The sequence below is a fragment of the Sphingobium sp. genome (assembly GCF_035511395.1).
Lineage (GTDB): Bacteria > Pseudomonadota > Alphaproteobacteria > Sphingomonadales > Sphingomonadaceae > Sphingobium.
The window spans coordinates 1-5,723 of the sequence record NZ_DATKFP010000432.1; the positions used below are offsets into that span (position 1 = coordinate 1).

General features: G+C 62.6%; 5 protein-coding genes and 1 pseudogene. 1 reads left to right on the forward strand and 5 read right to left on the reverse strand.

All coding sequences use genetic code 11. The features are described from left to right. Window positions 1-2,305: hypothetical protein (locus VMR39_RS28895; RefSeq protein WP_325421735.1), on the forward strand; the 2,305-nt coding region annotated here is incomplete at its 5' end. Between the two features lie 9 nt (window positions 2,306-2,314). On the opposite strand, the gene aac(6') is transcribed toward VMR39_RS28895, so the two are convergent. The 5 genes and pseudogenes from aac(6') to VMR39_RS28920 all read right to left on the reverse strand — a co-directional run. After that, window positions 2,315-2,776, reverse strand: a complete 462-nt coding sequence (aac(6'), locus tag VMR39_RS28900) for an aminoglycoside 6'-N-acetyltransferase (RefSeq protein WP_325421737.1) — start codon at window positions 2,774-2,776, stop codon at window positions 2,315-2,317. Next, window positions 2,773-3,042, reverse strand: coding sequence for a DUF1467 family protein (locus VMR39_RS28905; RefSeq protein WP_325421739.1), 270 nt, complete (start codon window positions 3,040-3,042; stop codon window positions 2,773-2,775). The genes aac(6') and VMR39_RS28905 overlap by 4 nt, the downstream gene beginning before the upstream one ends. A gap of 9 nt (window positions 3,043-3,051) precedes the next feature. Beyond that, entirely contained in the window at window positions 3,052-4,689 is a 1,638-nt protein-coding gene (locus tag VMR39_RS28910; RefSeq protein WP_325421740.1) for a ribonuclease J, read from the reverse strand. Beyond that, entirely contained in the window at window positions 4,686-5,468 is a 783-nt protein-coding gene (locus VMR39_RS28915; RefSeq protein WP_325421742.1) for a type III pantothenate kinase, read from the reverse strand. The genes VMR39_RS28910 and VMR39_RS28915 overlap by 4 nt, the downstream gene beginning before the upstream one ends. A 10-nt stretch (window positions 5,469-5,478) precedes the next feature. After that, window positions 5,479-5,723, reverse strand: a pseudogene (locus VMR39_RS28920) (biotin--[acetyl-CoA-carboxylase] ligase); the annotation flags it as partial.

Sequence of the window (5,723 nt, forward strand, 5' to 3'; positions counted from 1 at the left end):
CGCGCTGCGGACGGAAGCTGACCTGCTCGAACTGCGACTGGGCCGCATCACCGCGCAACTCGAAACGGCGCGCCAGACGATGCAGGACCAGGCCGAACTGCTCGACAGCTATGGCGCAGCCGCCAGCAGCAATATGGAAGCCTCAGCCGAACTCATCGCCGGTCGCGCGCAGACCACAGCGAATCGCGCGGAAGCCGCTGAACAGGCGGGCGCGGCGCTGATCGCCCGTATGGATGCGCTGATCGGCTCCATCCCCGAACTGGAAGAGCGCACAGGCCGGATGGCAGCGCAGATCATGGACAATGGTCATGCGCTGGCCGAGCGGATCGACACACTCGAAGCCCGCCTCCATGCCCTGACCGAAGTGTCGGACGAAGCGCGCACGCGTACCCTCGCCGCGACGAAGAGCCTGACCAGCCAGCTTGGCCAGTTGCAGGAAGCCACGCGATCGGCGTCGGAGGAAGTCACCGGCCTTGCTGAAATCGCCGCCGGACGGATCGAGACGACTTCGCTCGGCGCGCGTCAGATGATGGAACGCAGCCGGCAAGATCTCGAAAACCAATCCTCCGCGCTCGCTGCCTTGATCGAGGTGGCAGAGGCCGGATTGTCCAGCACCAGCGACAGTGTCCGTCTCGCCCTGAGCCGCGATCTCGACAGCGCGCAGGCAGACATGGATGCCCGTCTCGAAAAGCTGATGATCATCGTCCGCGAAACCATGGCGACCACTGATGAAGGCCTGTCGCGCCGCGCGGATACGCTCCAGGCACTGGTCGCCGCTGCTCAGGCGGGGATCGGCAGCACCAGCGATGAGATGACCGTGCGTCTCGCTAACGACATGGAGGCGATCGAGGCCGATCTGCGCCAGCGTCTTGATGCAGCGCTGAACCGCGCGGAGGAAGCACTGGCACTGACCGATGGCCGACTTGCCAACCAGTCCGAAGCGCTGGAGGCGTTGATTGCTCGGTCGCGCGCTCATCTGGACACGATCGGCAGCGACACCGTCGCTGGCCTGTCCGACACGATCAACGATGTCGAAGGCCGCCTGCATCAGCTCAACGACCTCATGGAGGGGCAACGCGCTCTGATGTCGGGCTTGCATAGCGGCCTGCACGAAACCGTCACTTCCACCGAAAGCCGTTTCGCGGCGATGGAAGACAGTGCACTGGCTCGCAGCGAGCGGTTGCACAAGGCGCTGACGAACCTTACTGCCGAAACGCAGCGTATCGACCATGCACTGGCGGCTGGTGGCATGACCGCTGAAAGGCTGATCGGCAGCGCCGAGACACTGCTTGTCGCGCTGGATTCCAGTGTGCGCGAACTGGACGAAACCTATCCCGCTGCACTTCAGCGTTTCGACGGGCGTCTGGAACAGAGCCGAGTCCTGCTGGGCAGCGCCAAGCCGGAAATGGAGCATCTGGAAGCGATCTCGCAAGCACTTGTCGGGCGCGCCGAGGAAGCCGAATCGATGCTACGCGGTCAGGGTAGCCGCCTGACCGAATGGCTGGAAAGCACGCAAGGCGGGCTGGAAGCCAATCGTGAACTGGTCGATCGCCTGCGGGCTGCACTCGACGCAGCGCATCATGACGCTGCGCGGATCACCGAAGGCGCCGGTCCTTTGCTTGTGACTGCACTGCTGCGGGTCAAGGACACTGCCGACCAAGCCGCCGAGCGCGCGCGCCAGGCATTGGGTCGCGCCATACCGGATGCGGCACAGCAACTGGCAGAGGCAAGCGAGCATGCCATGCGGGCTGCTGTCGGCGACAAGGTGACGGCGCAGATCGAGCAGATCACGCACATCGCGGAGGAAGCGGTCAAGGTTGCCCATCAGGCCTCGGAACGCCTGACACGTCAGCTTCTGACCATCGCCGACACCAGTGCGAGCGTCGAACAGCGGATCGAGGAAGGGCAGCGCGCTGCGGAAGATCGTGACCGCGACCATTTCGCGCGCCGATCCGCCCTGCTGATCGAATCGCTGAACAGCACCGCGATCGACGTCGCCAAGATCCTGTCCAACGACGTGACAGATTCAGCCTGGTCTGCCTATCTGAAGGGCGACCGGGGCGTATTCACCCGTCGCGCGGTCAAGTTGCTCGATGCAGGTGAGTCCCGTGAAATCGCGCTTCATTATGATAATGACGCGGAGTTCCGCGATCATGTGAACCGCTACATTCATGATTTCGAGGCGATGCTGCGCGTCATCCTGTCGGCGCGCGACGGCAACGCGCTCGGCGTTGCAATCCTTTCGTCTGACATGGGCAAGCTTTACGTAGCCCTCGCTCAGGCCATCGAGCGGCTGCGCCAATAGCGCAGCCCGTCAGTCTATGTTCTTGCGGAAATAGACAACGCGCTCGGTCTCAGCGAAGCCGAGCGCGGCATGGAAAGCATGGCTGGCTTCGTTGGTAATGTCGGCATCGGAAGCCATTTCGGTGCAGCCATGATCCCGCCCCCATTCCCTGACGGCATCGGCCAGCGCCCGTGCAATGCCGTTACGGCGCGCATGAGGTTCGATAAAGATGCCTTCGAGAAATACGACAGGACTTGAATCGCATCCGTTAACATAATCATGTCGGATCGCAGCCTCCGCGAAGCCGATCGCGTCGCCCTCGTCGTCGAAGGCCAGAAAAGTGACTTCATCGCCACCGTTCTTCAACTGCACGAGAATATCGTCACGATGTTCCGACAGCGACACCTCGGGCCATAATTCGGCGCGCATATAGGCCCACCGCTCAACGTGCGACGCACCCGCCATGACAATGCGGGGCGTCGATAGCTTCATGGCTTGATACGATAACCCGGCAGCATGTCGAGCGTGACCCAGCCCTGCACATAATTGGCATAATAAAGGCCGAAAATCAGAACCGACAATAGGGTCGCGCGGAGGACCACCCGGCCCGGCCGGAAATTGCTGGGCGCACTGTCCGCCTGGCCCTTCAGCAACATCTCACCCGTCTCATCGGGCGTCCGGATGCCGAAGGGCAGCATGATGAAGGCGCTGACCACCCACATCAGGAAATAGATGGCGAAGATCGCGTACCAGTTCATGACATGAGATTAGGCGCGGATCAGCAGCACGTCCACTATAGGTTTCTTGCCGGTCCAGCGGCTCGCGGTGCGACGCACAGCGAGCCGCACTCGCTCGCGCAGTGCTTCCTCCTCCTGCGATCCCTTGGGCACGACTGCCGCCGCTTCCTCGGCCGCTTCAGCCAGGAATGCCGCCTTGTCTTCTTCCACGGGAACGCCCTGTGTCCGCAGCGCCGGTTGGCCGATCAACTTGCCCTTTCGATCAAGCGCCACCGCGACGCTGATCTGGCCGTGCAGGCCTAGCTTGCGCCGTTCGTTCATAGTCGAACCGTCGGCGGGCAGGATAACATCGCCGTCCAGAACCAGTCGCCCGGTGTCCTCCTGACCGATAATCTCCGGCACGCCGGGAGCAAGGCGCAGCATATCGCCATTGGACTGTACCGGCGCATGACGGATACCGGTGGCAAGACCAAGCCGCGCCTGTTCCGCCATATGACGGCGCTCACCATGTACCGGGAGCAAGATTTCGGGCCGGATCCAGCGGTACATGGCCTCCAATTCCGGACGCCCCGGATGGCCCGACACATGGACCTCCGCCTGCCGATCCGTTACCATCAGCACGCCGGCGGTCGCCAGTGCATTCTGGATACGGCCGATCGCGATCTCGTTGCCGGGGATCTGCTTGGAGGAGAAGACGACCGTGTCCCCCTCCGCCAGCTTGATGGGATGGCTGTCGAAAGCGATGCGAGACAGTGCGGCCCGCGCCTCGCCCTGGCCGCCGGTTGCGATGATCATAACGTCGCGGCGGGGCAATGCCATCGCATCGTCCCAATCGATCATCGGCGGAAAATCCTTGAGATAGCCCGCGGCCTTGGCCGTCGTGATGATCCGGTCCAGCGAACGGCCGGCCACGCAGAGCTTGCGCCCGGTCGCCACCGCGACTTCCCCCAATGTCTGCACGCGCGCCGCATTGGAAGCAAAGGTAGTGACCAACACCCGGCCCTTGGCGCCCGCGACGGTCTGCATCAGCCCCTCGCGCACGTCGCCTTCGGATCCACTCGCCTGCGAATTGAACACGTTGGTGCTGTCACACACCAGCGCCAGCACGCCCTCGTCTCCAATCTCGGTCAGTTCTTCCGGCGTCGAGGGCTGACCGAGCAGCGGCCGCTCATCCAGCTTCCAGTCGCCAGTATGGAAGATGCGTCCATGGGGCGTATCGATCAGGACGGCGTTACCCTCTGGGATCGAGTGGGCCAGCGGCACATAGCGGAAACCGAAGGGGCCGAGGTTGAAGCTCCCCTCATTCTCGATGACGTTGAGCTTGACCTCCTTGGTCAGCCCTTCCTCTTCCAGCTTCAACCGAATCAGGCCCGCCGTGAACGGCGTGGCGTAGAGCGGCACGCCAAGGTCCGCGGCAAGATAGGGAATCGCGCCAATATGGTCTTCATGCCCGTGGGTTAGCACGATCCCGAGCAGGTCGTCGCGGCGATCCTCGATAAAGCTCAGGTCCGGCAGGATCAGTTCCACGCCGGGATAGGCCGGATCGGCGAAGGTGAGGCCGAGATCGACCATCACCCATTTGCCCCGGCAACCGTAGAGATTAACGTTCATGCCGATCTCGCCCGACCCGCCCAGGGCCAGGAAGAGCAGCTCGTCTTTGGGTGTCATTCTGTTTTCAAACTCCGTTCGTACAACAGCGCCAGTCCCTGAATGGTGAGATCCGGCGCGATCGCATCGAAAATATCGCTATTGTCATTGAAGAGGACAGCCAGTCCTCCCGTCGAAATCACCTTGGCGGGACGGCCTATCTCAGCGCGAATGCGCGCGACCAGCCCCTCCATCATCGCCACATAGCCCCAGAAGACGCCGATCTGCATCGCGTCGACCGTGGTCCGCCCGATCACCGACCGACTTTCCGGTGGCTCGATCGCAATCTTGGGCAGCTTCGCCGCCGCGGAGACCAATGCGTCCAGTGACAGGTTGATGCCCGGCGCGATGATCCCGCCCTTGTAGGCGCCGCTGTAGTCGACCACGTCGAAGGTTGTTGCTGTCCCAAAATCGATGACGATCAGGTCGTCCTGAAAGAGATGGTGGGCGGCGATCGCGTTTACAACCCGATCCGCCCCGACCGAGGCGGGTTCGGCCACGTCCAGTTCGATGCCCCAGTCGACCGGCGTCTGTCCGGCCACCAGTGCCGTCGTCTTGAAATATTTGTCTGCCAGGACCTGAAGATTATGGAGGGCACGCGGCACGACGGTCGCGATGATCACGGCTTCGACGTCCGCCATGGCATAGCCTTCCAACTGCAACAACTGATGCAGCCACACGGCATATTCATCGGCGGTCCGCCGCGGATCCGTCGCTATGCGCCACCGCGTACGGATCTCTTCACCCTCTACCAGGGCGAAAACGACATTGGTGTTGCCCGCGTCGATCGCGAGAAGCATGGCCCGTCCTTCAGGTCAAAATGATATCGCCGGCGTGAATGGCACGGCTCTGCCCATTCGCCAAGCGCAGGATCAACATGCCCTGTCGGTCCAGTGTGTCAAACGCCCCTTCGACGACCTCTCCATCGGGCTGGACTACGCGCATCGGCGTGCCGTTCGGATGGGCATTGAGCAGCCAGTGAGTGCGGACGGGGTCCAGCCCCTGCGCGCGCCAGATCGCCAGCCAATGGGCGAAAAGCTGCGCCAGTCGTTCGA

What these genes read in the sequence shown, in the direction of transcription:
- VMR39_RS28905 (WP_325421739.1), bottom strand. Translation starts at nt 3,042, where the DNA reads ATGAACTGGTACGCGATCTTCGCCATCTATTTCCTGATGTGGGTGGTC.
- VMR39_RS28915 (WP_325421742.1), bottom strand. Translation starts at nt 5,468, where the DNA reads ATGCTTCTCGCGATCGACGCGGGCAACACCAATGTCGTTTTCGCCCTG.
- VMR39_RS28910 (WP_325421740.1), bottom strand. Translation starts at nt 4,689, where the DNA reads ATGACACCCAAAGACGAGCTGCTCTTCCTGGCCCTGGGCGGGTCGGGC.